We start from the raw sequence: 15,722 nt of genomic DNA on the forward strand, positions 1-15,722 counted from the left end.
GCGATACTGATATCTTTGCGGCAGCTCAATGTATTTAACGCTATTACTCAGCACAACACCTTAACTGCAGCAGCTGAAAAACTATACTTATCAAAAGCGGCGGTAAGCATGGCGCTAGCAGAGCTTGAAAAACACTTAGGACAGCCACTATTTGATCGCGTAAATAATCGACTTATCCTTAATCAAGAAGGTCAAAAACTGCAGCCTTTGGCCGATGAATTACTGGATCGCGCCCAGCAAATCAATACCCTCTTTGATGATGAGCACGCCAATAGCGGTAAACTCAGGCTTGGTAGTAGTGACACCATAGGCAACCATGTTAGCCCTTATTTACTGAGCCAGTTTCGCCAGCAACAGCAACACTTCAGCCAAAGTTTATTCATTTCAAACTCCGCTACTATTTGCCAAAAACTGCTTGATTTTGAACTAGATGTCGCCTTAATTGAACGAGATAATTACCACCCTGATCTCCTCTCTGTGCCCTTCAGTGCCGATAACATGTGTGTTATTAGTGCTTCTGAGCACCCTCTAGCTAAGCTTGAAAAGGTAACTATTAACGATTTAGACAATCATGATTGGGTGTTAAGAGAGCCAGGTTCCGGATCGCGAGAATGCTTTATCAATACGCTGGCACCACAACTTAAACACTGGCAACTGGCCTTTGAGCTTAATACCACAGAGGCATTAATTAGCAGTGTCTCAGCAGGGCTGGGCTTAGGTTGCTTATCCACCTTAGCCGCGCAATATGCTATAGAAAGTGGCCGAGTTAGTTTACTCAAACAACCAATTGAAATGCCGCGCAGCTTTTGGCTGCTGGTACATAAAGACAAATACCAAAGCCCACTACTCAAAAGATTTATGACGTTTTGTTTGCAATGGCAATCAAGTGTTCAGCTTTGATATCAATAAGGTATTGCAGCGGCAGTAATGCCGCCCATTTGTTTCTGATTGCTAGTACATAAAGACAAATACCAAAATCCACTACTCAAACGCTTTATGAGGTTTTGTTTGCAATGGCAATCAAGTGTTCAGCCTTGATATCAATAAGGTATTGCAGCGGCAGTAATGCTGCCCATTTGTTTCTGATTGCTAGTACATAAAGACAAATACCAAAATCCACTGCTCAAACGCTTTATGAGGTTTTGTTTGCAATGGCAAACGAAAAACTAAATAACTTGTTCATCGAGTCGAGCTGAAAATCACTTCGTAGTAGGTGCCGCTACCGTTATACGCTCTTGGTTAGATAAGCGAATTTGAATGCCATCCACAGTGGTAATACGCTGCGCTTCAATGTCTTTTTTGCGCACATAATAAGTTGCCGACATCGCTTCAACAGGCGATGAAATGGTCACTTGCACAATTTTATTATCGTCATACCATGACCAGCCCCAAAAGGCTGCAGTTACTAGCATCGAAACGGCGATCATCGGATAAATAATCAACTTTGAAAATAGCGGTGAAGAATCACTGCCCATTGACACTAAAGCCGGCTTTTTCTTTGTGCCACGACCGCTGCGTATGTACAGCACACAAGCGACGATCACTAACAAGGTTACCAGTATTTTTGTAAGCACAGCGTGTTCCACAGTTAATTAGCTTAAGTATAATTATACTGATTTTAAAGATATAAACCGTTATATAAAACACAGCCCGTTAAATTAACTATTGCTAATGGATAATGTTTTAACCCCAAAGCCAATAAGCCAGTCACAGCCGCTATTTCGATCTATTTAAGTGCGTTAATTATTCGCACTGCACCATTACGTAACAAAGCAAACGACCAACTGAGCGCCATCACAGACTTTCATTGGTTTAACTTAGTTACCGCTAGGCAATAGTAATGCTGCAACGCTATAACTTGTTAGCCTTTTGACTGAGTTAACATTGCGCACTGGCCACGTTTTGGAATGTTAGTTGCACTTAAAAGCAAGTATTTATGATTGGCGCTGATGAGCCATTACTTTTAGCTTAATAAGAAAATATATGACTCGAAAGCTCACCGTTTCAATAGGCCAATATTCCAACAAAGGCATTAAGGAAATCAATCAAGATTTTCATGGCGCCACGATCCCAAAGCAACCACTATTGACCTCTAAGGGCATTGCTATTGCCATTGCTGATGGGATCAGTAGTAGTGATGTGAGCCAAATTGCCAGTGAAGCTAGCGTAAGGGGCTTTTTAGATGACTATAGTTGCACGCCAGAATCTTGGTCGGTTAAAAAGTCCGCCGCTCAGGTGCTAACCGCCACAAACTCTTGGCTCTATTCCCAATCCCAAAAAAGTGAACATCGATTTGATAACGATCGTGGTTATGTATGCACTTTAAGCGCGATGGTCTTCAAATCGACCACTGCCCATATATTTCATATTGGTGATAGCCGCATTTATCGGTTGCGGGATAATGAAATAACTCAGCTTACTGAAGATCACCGCCTGTGGATAAACGCTCATAAAAGCTACCTTAACCGCGGCCTAGGTATCAGCCCCTTCTTAGAAATCGATTATGATGCTAAGGCACTAGAAGTCGGTGATACTTTTATCTTAACAACCGATGGCATTTATGAATTTATTTCCGAAGACGAAATTAACTCATTAATAAAATTACATCATCAAGCCTTAGATATTGCCGCCCAAGTCATTGCAGAGGTTGCACTGGCCAATGGCAGCCAAGACAATTTAACCATTCAAATTATCCGCATTGATGACTTGCCGCTGCAAAGCGCTGATGAAGCTTTACAAAAACTCACCGAACAACCTTTTCCACCTATTCTTGATGCCAGAATGAATTTTGACGGCTATCAAATCCTCAGGGCTTTGCACCATAGCAGTCGCAGCCATGTGTACTTGGCCATGGATATCGACAACCTAGAAAAAGTTGTCATTAAAACACCATCAATAGATTTACAAGGTGATCCTGCTTATCTTGAACGATTTTTAATGGAAGAGTGGATTGCCAGAAGGCTAAATAATGCCCATATCCTTAAGCCTTGTCCGCCCACTAAACAGCGTAATTATCTCTATGTAGCCATGGAATACATCGAAGGCATTACCCTGAGCCAGTGGATGTTAGATAATCCACAACCCGCTATTGAAACCGTGCGTGATATTGTCGAGCAAATAGCTAAAGGCTTGCGGGCTTTTCATCGGCAAGAAATGATCCATCAAGATTTACGCCCTGAAAACATCATGATTGACATTAATGGCATGGTAAAAATCATAGATTTTGGCGCCACCAAAGTAGCTGGTCTTGCTGAAATATCATCCCCAATCGTACATGCCGATATTCTCGGCACAGTGCAGTATACCGCCCCCGAATACTTTGTAGGTGAAGTTATCACCCATATGGCTGATAACTTTTCACTGGCGGTGATCACCTATCAAATGCTCAGCGGCAAATTACCCTTCGACGGTAAGATGTCCCAAGCAAGGACCAAAGCGGCGCAAAACCGCTTGGTATATCAATCAGTATTGGATGATGAGCGCGACATCCCGGCCTGGATTGATGATGCGTTAAAAAAAGCGCTCCATCCTAATCCTTATAAACGCTACAGTGAATTATCAGAATACTTATACGACTTGCGTCATCCCACTCAAGCTTTTTTAAATAAAACCCGTGCCCCACTTATCGAGCGCGAGCCTGTTAAGTTCTGGCAAGGGATTTGTGCAATTTTAAGTCTCATCATCTTGCTATTAATATTTCGCTGATGTGCTAATTAACTTTACCTTAACTATGTCACTTAAACTGGAGCTGCACTATGGAAATCAACACCCTAAGTAAAACGATTTTAGCTGCCAAAAAAGCACAAAAACTCACCTTCAATGATATAGGTCAGATGGTGGGCCGAGATGAGGTCTGGGTGGCGGCATTATGCTACGGCCAAGCCTGTGCATCTGAAGCTGAAGCAATTCAAATTGCACAAGCCTTAGGTATCGAAGCAGAGCAAATGATGCCACTAACCAACTCCCAACTTAAAGGCTTAGGCCCGACAGTGCCTACCGATCCATTAGTGTATCGCTTTTACGAGATCATGCAGGTGTATGGTATGCCGATGAAAGCTGTGATCCATGAAAAATTTGGTGACGGGATAATGAGCGCAATCGATTTTAGTTTAAACATTGATAAAATTGAAGATCCCAAAGGCGATCGCGTATTAGTGACCATGAATGGTAAATTTTTACCTTATAAGAAATGGTAACTGGCAATTACAACTGAGCTAGACAAGGTGTAACTACCTAGACCATGCCTCGCCGATTAATAAATCCTATCGCCATTAATGGGCGGTGGGATTTTTGTAACAGTGACGCGATAAAGTTAACCGAAGCAGTGCTATTACCTTAATACTTTTGTGCCATCTATGTTGGGCAAATAACTGACGGGTCAAAGCCAATTGGCTATAGTGCCGAATATAATGCTAATTCATATTATTACTTCACCTTATTGCACTGTAAAAAAAGCCAATTTAAAGCCAGTTACAAATCTGGTTAAAACGCTCCCCTCGTCCACAGAAAAAGCTTTGTCACATTCGTAACACATTATATTTATTGCACTTTTTAACAATTCGATAACCCAAAAAAATCTTGTATCCCCGTATTAATGAGCTTATAATTCAGCCGCTACATCATTGAAACAAAATTGCCAACTACCGTAAACAAAATGCGAACATCATACGATTTTCAATCGGCACACTTTACTAAGACTCTTTATGACTAAAATTTCAAAGTTCGTATTCATGTTAATTAGCTTTTTGATGATGATGAACGTATTACTGGTGTTAAGTTTTAGCCAGGGTATCGATGCTATTCATACTGAAAATTTTCACCACAACGTAATTAAGATTGCACCTGCCAATGTCATAGATACTAATTCCAATTGGGAAAAGTGGCTGTTTTTAGAAAATGATATCGTGAAATCTGGGCAGCATTACTTTGCGGTACTGGCTCGGGATGACAATGAACTCACCGTAGTCAAGGTCACAGACGTGTTTGGCGCTATGATGATGTTCAGTAATGTGCCATTACTACTCATGTTTCTATTTGCCTGCTTTATCCCTTTTTATATCAAAGCCAGTTCTGATAAGAAGAACAGTGCATCACTTGAATTTATCAGTAATGAAACCGATAAATTGTTAGCGACCTTCAAAATAAAGCAGCCAAACAATCACACTAACAATACTCTGTCACACATTAGCGTGGCATTAAATGAGTTAAATAGGCATGTAAAACAACAAAATATTGATACCCAGTTAACTATATTTCAAGACAAGCTCACCGGTCTTGTCGATCGCCATGCCTACCTTGAACACTTAGAAAAACAGTTACAACGCGCCCAAAAAGATGGCACCAAACAAGCCTTACTATTCATAGACTTAGATGGATTTAAACAGGTTAATGACTCCTTTGGCCACAGCTTTGGCGATGAAGTGCTCATTCAAGTTGCCAATCGATTATCCACAGTGATCAGAAACCATGACCTTAGCTATATCGGCTCTGGGGTAAATTTAGAGCTAAATCTATCCCGCTTAGGCGGTGATGAATTCTCTATTTTTATTGATCACATTGACGATGACAACCGTGCAGTGGAAGTCGCTAAAAACGTGCTACAAGAAGTTGAACGAGATTTCGTACTTGGTAATAAAATCATAAAAATTGGTGCTAGCATTGGCATTGCTAGCTACCCTGACAGCGCATCAAACCCCAATACACTATTACAAATGGCCGATGTGGCCATGTACCGCGCCAAAGCCGATGGTCGCGGTATTTTTCGTGTCTATTCGCCAGAAATGGGTAATAAAATTCGCCGCTATCACTACCTACTCGAAGAAATGCGTTTAGCCATTGCCAGCCAAAATTTCAGCTTATCATTTCAACCGATTGTCAGCGTTGATGACTGCAGTATCGATTACTTCGAATGCTTAGTCCGTTGGAATCACCCTATTGAAGGCCCAATCACCCCAACTGAATTTATCCCAATCGCAGAAGACTCAAACTTGATCATTGAACTGGGTAACTGGATTTTATTTGAAGCCTGTCGCCAAATGTCAGCTTGGCACAATGCCGGCATGAATAAAGTCCGAATTTCAGTGAATATCTCAGGGGTGCAATTAAAGCATGTGCCGTTATACGACTGGATTATGGACACCTTAGCGAAAACAGGCTTACCAGCTAGAGCATTATTATTGGAGATAACAGAATCATGTTTAATCCATGCATCTGACACTATTATTAATGATTTACAAAAACTACGCCGCCAAGGGGTATTAATTGCCATCGATGATTTTGGCACTGGCTTTAGCTCCCTTTCAACATTGGCTAATTTACCCGTTGATGTGATCAAAATTGATAAGCTGTTTATTGACCAAGCTACTATTAACCCTAAATACGAAAAGATTTTAGATTCGATTAGTAACTTGGGGAAAACCCTTGATTTAAAAGTGGTTGCTGAAGGCGTTGAAGTGGCCTCTCAATTTGAATTAATCAAAAAACTGGGCATTCATTGTGTGCAAGGTTACCTCATCAGTCGACCTGAAACCTCATTCAATGTTGGTTCTAAAGTGATTAAAAACAACCTCAACCATATTGCATTAACGGGCACAGGTGTGTGTAATCCGATTATCAATAAAGATGAATAAACCTAACCGCAGCTAGCCTTAATAAAGGGCATGATAGCAGCATCTACCTTGCCCTTCATTTTTTGGGATACGTCAAATTGACCACACTCAGTGAATAGAATGGCTAATCGCTATTACTGATCATCAACTGACTTCTAAGCTGGCTTTTTAACTTGCTGTACGACCCAATTTAGGCATAAAAAAACCGATGCATACATCGGTTTTTGGGGCTTAAATAACATCTTTTATGTGATTGCTTAACTGCGATCACCTAATTGTTATCATCTATCGTTTAAATCATTGCAGAATTAGCCGATATCAGAGCCTATTAAGCGTGCGCGACTTTACGTTTACTGTGGGCAATAATCAGCCCTACTAAACATATAATCCCAACAGCGATACCCACTGGCTGGCTTAACTCTTGTGGTAAACCAAGGCCAACACCCGCAGTCATAATATAAGAGACTGTGATAGAAGTACCGACGATTGCAGGTAAACTCACAATCCAATGGAAAGTACCACGGTTAAATAAGTACTTAGTTGCCAACCACAGTACACTGGTTGAAAGTAACATGTTGGAGAAGGCAAAATAGCGCCAGATTAATGAGAAATCAATCTTAGTCATAAAGTATGCAATCACCAGAATTGGAATGGCTAATAGCAAACGGTTACGCATACTTTGCGGGATTTTAAACGCATCAATGATGGTCAAACGTAATGAACGGAACGCGGTATCCCCTGAGGTTATCGGGAAAATTGCTACAGCAATAATCGCCATAATACCACCAGCAACGCCAAGATAAGTGCTCGCAACTTGGTTCACTACAAGGCCAGGCCCACCCGCATCAAGAATACTCTTAAGCTCAACATATCCACCAGGGAAAGCCGCAATACCTGCTGTTGCCCATACGCAAGCAACAATACCTTCAGACATCATTGCGCCATAATAAACTGGGCGAACATATTTTTCATTGGTTAAACAGCGAGCCATAATAGGGGCTTGAGTAGAATGGAAACCACTAATTGCACCACAAGTTATGGTGACAAATAATAACGGCCATACTGGTAAACCATCAGGATTTGGCTCCAGTAAATCATTGTTGTAATGGCTATGGTCAAAATAAGCAAAAATATCTGCAACCTCGGGCAATTGCGGCGCACTGATAAGCAGTGCCACTGCAATTGATACTGTCATCACAATCATGAGTAGACCAAATAATGGGTACAATTTAGTGATAATTTTATCAATGGGTAACAGTGTCGCTAAGAAGTAATAGCCTAAAATAACCAATACCCAAAAGGTATTGTTAGCCAAGATGGTACCTTCAAATAACTCTAAGTTACTTAACAGTCCCGCAGGACTCATAATGAACACCACACCAACGAAGAACAATAACATCGCAGTGAATACCAACATCACCCCTTTAAAGTACACATTAAAATAGTGACCGGCGATTTCAGGTAAGCTTTTACCGTCTTCTTTGATGCTCATAACTCCAGAGAAGTAATCATGCACCGCGCCGCCAATAATATTACCCAATACAATCCACACTAAGGCGATTGGACCGTATAATGCCCCCAGGATAGGACCAAAGATTGGCCCGACACCAGCAACGTTTAAAAATTGAATAAGGTACGCTCTAACGGGATGAACTTTGACGTAATCAACCCCATCGTCAAAACGTGTTTGAGGTGTTTTTGCATTTGGGTCAATGCCCGCTTGGCGCTCAACAAAAGGGCTGTAGAATTTATAAGCGAGGACTAACATCGCAATACAAATAAAGAAAATTAGCATTTTTTATTATCCATACTTGGTAGGGTATTTGGTTAGCATAGAGTGTCAGGTAGTTACTAACATTGGTCAAGCTATCCAGAGTTATACCAAGGTCGGGGTTGCGTTACTCAAATCATTAAACTGTAGATATATTACCAACCAAAAGAAATAATCATTCGCGTGACATCAAATCGCCCCTACAATAAAGCTTAAGCCACTAATAAAACAGCTATTTCAATAATTTAGTCAGTCTCTATGAAAACTGTATTTCAAAACTGTTGCTTAATTACTAATTAATAAACCTGCAAGCAAAAGCCATTTTTGTGATCGCCGTCCATACTTGGAAATTCAAAAGAACGTTCACATCTCAAAAAGTAGCAAGGTAGCTATTTATTAAAGAGCTTAGCAATTAAGCACTAAGCAGTTATAACCATACTCGCCGCAATGACGACGCCCCTACGTTATTTGCTGGGCGTTAAAGGAATATGTTGAGTAACCATTATTAGCTCAACACTAACTCTACGACCCCAAGTATCCTCTTAGCTCAAAGCTAGCTATTGATAAGCTCAGCTTTAATTAGCTTAAGTAAAAAGGTTTCACGTTCAATGGATAAACCTTTTTTAGCGCTATTGGCAATGGTATTAAGGTTGTGCTGAATCGCTTCATCAATATCAATCCATACAGGCTGCATGCCGTTGCTAATTTCGTGGGCTTCAAATCGGGTCTCACCCAGCTCACTATCTATCTCACAGCTAAAACAGTAGCTCAGCATGTTTATCACTTTATAGCCATCACGATCCCAAGGGCGATACTCTTCATAAACCCCAAATGCGGTAATATTGCTAATAGATTTCGCACCGGTTTCTTCTTGTAACTCGCGGATCAACCCTTGCTCAATATCTTCATGGGCATCAACACCGCCACCTGGCAAGCTGTAATCGTGATAACGCTCGGTATATAACATCAAAATATTATTACCTTTTAATACAATTGCTCTAGCAGCAATTCGCGTCAGCATATGTGGTTGATTAGCAACAACAAACTCGATAGGTGTGTCAGAGTGATGACAGGTTTTTAAGTGACGCATAATATTCAATATGATGAAAAAGCGCATGATACGTGGCAAATAACTTGATTTCAATCTAAGAGGTTAGCGGCAACTACTGATTAATCGTTAATCATCGACTCGCATTCAAAACCTTGCCTCATTGAATCAAAGCGGCATTTAGACCCACATTGCCAAGGGGCATTCTGATAAGTGACAGACATATCTTGGGAGTAAATTTTGCATGAAGCATAATCATTAAAACCATCTTGCATCAAATAACTGGCTGACTCATAACCATTTTTATAAACAAATGATGTCCAAGTTTCGGGGCTATGGCTTTGGTGAGCCTTGGTAATATAGATCACCGCTGAAACCGTTGCTAACAGCAAGCTTAAAATGATGATAATTGATTGTTTATTAGCAATTGGGTTGCTGGACATAATTAGCCTAAAAAGCTGAAACTGAATTGTATAAACTAGTTATACACAAACTACGCGCAGATTAATATGCGCCCGTTAACTGCGGTTAAAACTCACCGCCCAAACAAGCTTTAAAGCATGGTGTTACTACTTCTAGCCGAATAACTTAACGCCCAACAATGCTTTGCTCAAACTTGCTAACAATTACAAGGTTGACATTTCCCCTTGGCTTAACAATATTGTTAGCTAATTTTTATCTAAAAAACGCTCTATAAATACTTTAATTACCAACAAGGAAGAAGATAATAATGAAAAAGTCCTTAATCGCCCTCGCCCTCGCCTCCAGTTTTTTAAGCGCATGCGGTACATCTGATGTCAAAGTCACTAATGAAGCAGCAGAAGTCACTGCCCAAGCCAAAGGCGCAGCTGAGCTTGGTAGCTTTGGGGTTGATTTAAGCGCCCGCAATGAAGCAGTTAAACCCGGTGATGACTTCTTTATGTATGCCAGTGGTACTTGGTATGACAACTTTGACATGCCAGCAGATAAAACTCGTTATGGCGCATTTACAGCATTAGCTGAGCGCAGTGAAACCCAAGTTAAAGAAATCATTGATGATATCACCAGCCGCTATGACTTAAATGCTGAAGAGCAACTTATCGCTGATTTTTATAATGCTTACATGGACACTAACACCATTAATAAGCTGGGTGTCAGCCCAATTCAAGCAACCCTTGATAGCATCAACAACATTAACAACACCGACGACTTAACCAAAGTCTTCGGTCAAACTTGGTTAACCGATGCTGCATCGCCAATTTATGGTGGCATGTGGTTTAATCGCATCAATCCAGATCAATATGAAATGTCTATTGGCGCAGGTGGTCTAGGTTTACCCGACCGTTCTTATTATCTAGAAGACAGTGAACGTTTCGTTAACATCCGCAAAGCCTATGTTGAGCACATTACAGCCATGCTGGCTTTCACTGGTATCAAAGATGGCAGCGCTCGCGCTGAAGCCATACTGGCATTAGAAACAAAAATTGCTGAAGGTCAATGGCCAAGAGAAAAGCGCCGTAACCGCGACCTGACCCTCAACCAAGTTAAACGTGCTGATTTAGCAGCGCAATACCCAGGCTTTAATTGGGATTTATTTATCGAACAAACGGGCTATCAAGTTCCACAATTAAATATCTCACAGCCTGAGCCAGTTAAAGCAATGATTGCCTTAATTAATCAGCAGCCACTTAATGTTTGGCAGGATTACCTTAAGTTCCACACCATCAGTAATAATGCAGAATTATTATCTGAAGACATCTACAACACCAGCTTTGCTTTTTACGGTAAAGAGTTAAGCGGGCAAGAAGAGCCTAAACCACGCTGGAAACGCGCAGTCGCTGAAATGTCGGGCACGCAATCATTAGGTTTTGCGATTGGTAAAGTGTATGTGGCACGTTATTTCCCTGAATCATCAAAACAGCAAATGGCGGAATTAGTTGAGAACTTACGTACTTCTCTCGGTCAACGTATTGATGGCCTAGATTGGATGGGTGCTGAAACTAAAGTCAATGCACACGCTAAACTTGCCGCATTTAAACCAAAGATTGGTTACCCAGATGTATGGCAACAGTTTGATGGTTTATCACTGACAAGCAAAGATTTAGTGGCGAACATCCACAACCTACGTCAATATTTTCATGCTGACAGCGTCGCTAAAGAGCTACAAAAAACCGACCGTAACCGTTGGAGCATGACGCCACAATTTGTCAATGCCTATTACAATAGTTCATTCAACGAGATTGTATTCCCAGCCGCAATTTTACAGCCACCATTCTTTGACCCTAACGCAGATGCCGCAGTGAACTACGGCGGCATTGGCGCCGTTATTGGCCACGAAATGGGCCATGGTTTTGATGACCAGGGCTCAAAATCGGACGCCAACGGTATTCAGCGTAATTGGTGGACCGACTCAGATAGAGCGGCATTTGATGCTAAAGCTGACCAGCTAGCAGCGCAATACAGTTTATATGAGCCAATCCCAGAAAACTTCGTTAATGGCCGTAATAGCCTTGGTGAAAATATCGGTGATGTTGGCGGCTTAGCCATGGCGTATAACGCTTATCAACTGAGTTTAAACGGCAAAGAAGCGCCGATTATTGATGGCCTTACAGGCGATCAACGCTTCTTTTTAGCATGGGCGCAAGTGTGGAAAGAAAAACGTACTGAGCAAAGTATGTTAAGTCAGCTTCGTGCAGGTACTCACGCGCCAGGGCGTTACCGCGCATTAGCGCCACGTAACCATGATGCATGGTACAAAGCCTTTGATGTTAAACCTGGTGACAAGCTGTACCTACCAGAAGATCAACGTGTGCGTATTTGGTAGTTAAGCAATAATCAGAGCTAATCAAACTTGATTAAAAACCCAAAATGCCAGTTCAATTGACTGGCATTTTTATCTTTAAGTTATGTAATGAACCCACTTTAAAGTAACAGTCAATCCATATGATATTCGCAGCTGAACAATAACCAATGGTTATGAGCTTTATCATTGTTAATTTCGTATTAGTCCCAATATCTGATTTATACCCGCGCATATAACAACGCACGCTTTTAAAACACATGCTTTTAAAACAGAATAGTGACACAGATAAGGAAACATCATGAGCAACGAATATGTACCACCAAAAGTCTGGACCATGAATCAAGAAAACGGTGGTCAATGGGCAAGTATTAACCGACCAGACTCAGGCGCTCGTCACCAAAAAGAATTAGCTATTGGCAGCAACCCAATTCAGCTGCATTCATTAGCCACACCAAATGGCCAGAAAGTCACCATCATGCTAGAAGAGCTACTAGCCAAAGGGGTAAAAGAGGCAGAATACGATGCTTACTTGATTAATATTGGCGAAGGTGAGCAGTTCTCATCAGGCTTTGTTGATATCAATCCAAACTCTAAAATTCCAGCATTATCCGATAACTCAGGTGCTAAAGCGGTGCGAGTATTTGAGTCTGGCGCGATTTTAGTTTATTTAGCAGATAAGTTCGGTCACTTCATACCAAAAGACTTTGCTCTGCGCACAGAAACGCTAAATTGGTTATTTTGGCTTCAAGGAGCAGCGCCTTATCTAGGGGGCGGCTTTGGTCACTTTTATGCATATGCCCCAGAAAAATTTGAATACCCGATTAATCGCTTCGCTATGGAAACCAAACGTCAACTTGATGTGCTTGATAAGCAATTAGCGAAACATGCCTTTATTGCCGGTGATGAATACACCATTGCCGATATGGCAATTTGGCCATGGTACGGCAGTTTGGTGCTGGGCCATCTTTATGATGCTGCAGAGTTTTTAGATGTCGCAAGCTATCCGAACTTAGTTCGTTGGGCCAATATTATTGCCCAGCGCCAAGCAGTAAAGCGTGGTCGTATCGTCAATCGCTCATGGGGCGAAGAATGGGAGCAACTGCCTAATCGCCACAGTGCAGCTGATATTGATGAGGTACTGAATAAACAGCCGTAAATTAAGCGTCTTAAAATTCTTAATTCAGATAATAGCTATGCCATTTAAACAAAAAACCACGCTTAATCTAATTAGCGTGGTTTTTATTTAGCTCTGATTTATTCAGTTAGGTCAAAGGCCTTATAACTAAACATTGCGATACTTATTTATTAAAGCCAAATCATTAAAGCTCAACCTATAAACCTAAACCACTAAACTTTAATCGCTTTAAAGTGCTCTGAAGGTGTGACCAGCTCTTGCTGGGCTGCAATAGTTTGTAGCTCCCACTGGCGCTGATGGGCGGTCTCTTTTAACACGCCATAACAAGCATCTGTTGCATGTTCAAATGCCTCAACAGCAGATAAGCCTTGCACTAAACTTGCGGTAAATAACGCCGAAATTAAATCACCAACACCAACTGGCTGTTTTACGAACTCAAGTTGTGGACGCTGACTGATATAACAACCCTCTTGGGTTGCCAGCATCATGGTGAATGTCTCATCAGCGATGCTGTGTAAATGCTTAACCAACACAATATCAGGCCCTAAAGACAATGCTTTTTGGCAAGCTGCTTTAGCTTGCTCAAGATTGGTAATATCCATTTGAGTGAACTGACTCAGCTCAAATTGATTAGGTACAATCACATCAGCCAGAGGCATAACTTGTTTAATTAATTGCTCAGTAATACCATCAGCCAAAATACAGCCCTTTTCAGGGTCACCCATTACAGGATCACACACATAAATAGCCTGAGGATTGATCTCTTTAACCGTTTGAATGGTTTGGATCACTGCTTGGCACTGCTCAGCACTACCTTGGTAACCTGATAGCACCGCCTGACAATCTGCAAGCTTACCTATGTTACCAATACCCGCCACCAGCTCATTAATATCATCGGCAGAAAAAGCCCGCCCAGTCCAGCCCTGTTGGTACTGAGTATGATTTGAAAACTGCACTGTATGAATAGGCCAAACTTCTAAACCCATACGCTGCATAGGAAATACTGCAGAACTATTTCCTGCATGCCCGTAAACAACATGCGACTGGATCGAAATGACACCTTTCATAACACTCTCTTTTATTTATGTTTTAAGAATAATTAACTATCTACATTTAAAGAATATCAGTTAACGACAACCAATATAAACAACATCTAATGTAAGTCATAGACTAAAATAACGATATTAAAATGCTTCCCCGACAGAAAGATAAAGCGCATCATTATTATTGGATGAGCGAGCATAATCTAAGCGTAAATTGATTCGCTCTGCTGGTTGTAGCATAAAGCGCACGCCAATACCGTATGAAGGAATGATATCATCAGATTTATCCGCATGATTCACATCATCCAATTTACCTGCGCCAATAAAACCCACTAATCCCCAGCGCTTATGAAAACGCCAACGGGCTTCAGCTTCTGTTTCAATGGCACCTAAGGCCATATATTCAGTGGATGAAAAACCACGTAACCCTAAACGACAAGCTGCCCATAGCGGCACGTTACCCTCTTTCAAACAGCCTTTTAATTTATAAGCCACGGTTATCGACTCATGCACAGGAAAATAACCATCAAACTCTAATGAATAAGATTCAAAGTTGGTATCACTGCCAATGGCATCATCAAAAAAAGTGCCGTTGAGCTTAAAGTAATAACCATCATAAGGGTTAGTAGGCACATCACGAGAATCATAAATAATCCCAGCACCAAGTCCTGCGGAGACAATTTCATTTCGTAAATCAAAATCGATGGAGCTAATGTTAACATTAAAGTCTTGTTCAAAATCAATGAATACCCCATTAACTCCGACAAACCAATTACCACTAATGCGCCGCTCCAATTCAAGCAGTGCACCGTAGCCAGAAATATCCCAATCAACGTCGATAGGTAAACCAAGCAACTCGGTTGACACTAACGGCAGCTTTAAATCGGCATAGGCGACCCCACCTTTTAAATGCCAGTTATTATTATCCCAATAACTGGCATGACCAACTGCCGCGCCCCAGCTGTCATTACTGGAATAAAACCCTGCGATACCGGTAACAGAAGGAGGTTGTACCGCTTTTTGCTCTGCGGTTTGTGGATAAAAGTAGCCCACTAATCCGCCTAAACCTGAATCAATGGTCGGATTTGAAAACGGAATGGGCGCTGCCACAAAATTGCCTTTATTCACGGTTAAAGGTGCTTGGTTTTCTTTTAAATTTGGCACTAATGAGCTTGGCTCATTGGCAACGCTATCTTCAGCATTATCATTAGCAACAGCAGCCATAGGCGTCAGCAGCATACACAGCAATGGGCCAATAACAATAGAATTCAACCTGATCGTTCCCATAGATACTCCCTTAATTCATTTGCTCTAGTATCACGCAGCTAATACACC

At 41.3% G+C, this 15,722-nt stretch carries 12 protein-coding genes; 6 read left to right on the plus strand and 6 right to left on the minus strand.

Annotation, left to right across the window (positions count from 1 at the left end; all coding sequences use genetic code 11):
- Positions 1-3 precede the first annotated feature (3 nt).
- The gene (locus Q4557_RS03075; protein WP_303410743.1) at positions 4-900 is read left to right on the plus strand and encodes a LysR substrate-binding domain-containing protein; all 897 of its coding nucleotides are present in this window, start codon (positions 4-6) and stop codon (positions 898-900) included.
- Positions 901-1,199: 299 nt separating this feature from the next.
- Here the strand turns inward: Q4557_RS03075 and Q4557_RS03080 are convergent, their stop codons facing one another.
- Positions 1,200-1,574, minus strand: a complete 375-nt coding sequence (locus Q4557_RS03080) for a hypothetical protein (protein WP_102520808.1) — start codon at positions 1,572-1,574, stop codon at positions 1,200-1,202.
- 409 nt (positions 1,575-1,983) lie between these two features.
- Between Q4557_RS03080 and Q4557_RS03085 the strand changes: the two genes are divergently transcribed.
- From Q4557_RS03085 to Q4557_RS03095, 3 genes are all read left to right on the plus strand, one after another.
- The gene (locus tag Q4557_RS03085) at positions 1,984-3,705 is read left to right on the plus strand and encodes a bifunctional protein-serine/threonine kinase/phosphatase (RefSeq protein ID WP_303410594.1); all 1,722 of its coding nucleotides are present in this window, start codon (positions 1,984-1,986) and stop codon (positions 3,703-3,705) included.
- A gap of 50 nt (positions 3,706-3,755) precedes the next feature.
- Positions 3,756-4,196: a cyanase gene (cynS, locus tag Q4557_RS03090; RefSeq protein ID WP_102439039.1), complete on the plus strand. Its 441-nt coding sequence runs from the start codon at positions 3,756-3,758 to the stop codon at positions 4,194-4,196.
- A 507-nt stretch (positions 4,197-4,703) separates the two neighbouring features.
- Positions 4,704-6,629 carry a bifunctional diguanylate cyclase/phosphodiesterase gene (locus Q4557_RS03095; RefSeq protein ID WP_241901124.1) on the plus strand — a complete coding sequence of 642 codons (1,926 nt, stop codon included), beginning with the start codon at positions 4,704-4,706 and terminating at the stop codon, positions 6,627-6,629.
- Between the two features lie 307 nt (positions 6,630-6,936).
- Here Q4557_RS03095 and Q4557_RS03100 read toward each other — a convergent pair whose 3' ends face one another.
- The 3 genes from Q4557_RS03100 to Q4557_RS03110 all read right to left on the minus strand — a co-directional run bounded on the left by Q4557_RS03100 (position 6,937) and on the right by Q4557_RS03110 (position 9,870).
- On the minus strand, positions 6,937-8,403 hold the full coding sequence (locus Q4557_RS03100; protein WP_102439041.1) for a carbon starvation protein A: 1,467 nt from the start codon (positions 8,401-8,403) through the stop codon (positions 6,937-6,939).
- Between the two features lie 529 nt (positions 8,404-8,932).
- Positions 8,933-9,469 carry an NUDIX hydrolase gene (locus tag Q4557_RS03105; RefSeq protein WP_303410598.1) on the minus strand — a complete coding sequence of 179 codons (537 nt, stop codon included), beginning with the start codon at positions 9,467-9,469 and terminating at the stop codon, positions 8,933-8,935.
- 80 nt (positions 9,470-9,549) lie between these two features.
- The gene (locus tag Q4557_RS03110) at positions 9,550-9,870 is read right to left on the minus strand and encodes a hypothetical protein (RefSeq protein WP_102520806.1); all 321 of its coding nucleotides are present in this window, start codon (positions 9,868-9,870) and stop codon (positions 9,550-9,552) included.
- Positions 9,871-10,157: 287 nt separating this feature from the next.
- Between Q4557_RS03110 and Q4557_RS03115 the strand changes: the two genes are divergently transcribed.
- Both Q4557_RS03115 and yghU read left to right on the plus strand, forming a co-directional pair.
- Complete coding sequence (locus Q4557_RS03115; protein ID WP_303410600.1) at positions 10,158-12,230, plus strand: M13 family metallopeptidase; 2,073 nt, start codon at positions 10,158-10,160, stop codon at positions 12,228-12,230.
- Between the two features lie 277 nt (positions 12,231-12,507).
- On the plus strand, positions 12,508-13,365 hold the full coding sequence (gene yghU / locus Q4557_RS03120) for a glutathione-dependent disulfide-bond oxidoreductase (RefSeq protein WP_102477068.1): 858 nt from the start codon (positions 12,508-12,510) through the stop codon (positions 13,363-13,365).
- Between the two features lie 191 nt (positions 13,366-13,556).
- Here the strand turns inward: yghU and pdxY are convergent, their stop codons facing one another.
- Positions 13,557-14,411 carry a pyridoxal kinase PdxY gene (gene pdxY / locus Q4557_RS03125; protein WP_102439051.1) on the minus strand — a complete coding sequence of 285 codons (855 nt, stop codon included), beginning with the start codon at positions 14,409-14,411 and terminating at the stop codon, positions 13,557-13,559.
- Positions 14,412-14,528: 117 nt separating this feature from the next.
- On the minus strand, positions 14,529-15,674 hold the full coding sequence (locus Q4557_RS03130; RefSeq protein WP_102439053.1) for a BamA/TamA family outer membrane protein: 1,146 nt from the start codon (positions 15,672-15,674) through the stop codon (positions 14,529-14,531).
- Positions 15,675-15,722: the final 48 nt, after the last annotated feature.

This window comes from Shewanella sp. 5_MG-2023, from assembly GCF_030547465.1.
In the GTDB taxonomy this organism is placed as follows: domain Bacteria; phylum Pseudomonadota; class Gammaproteobacteria; order Enterobacterales; family Shewanellaceae; genus Shewanella.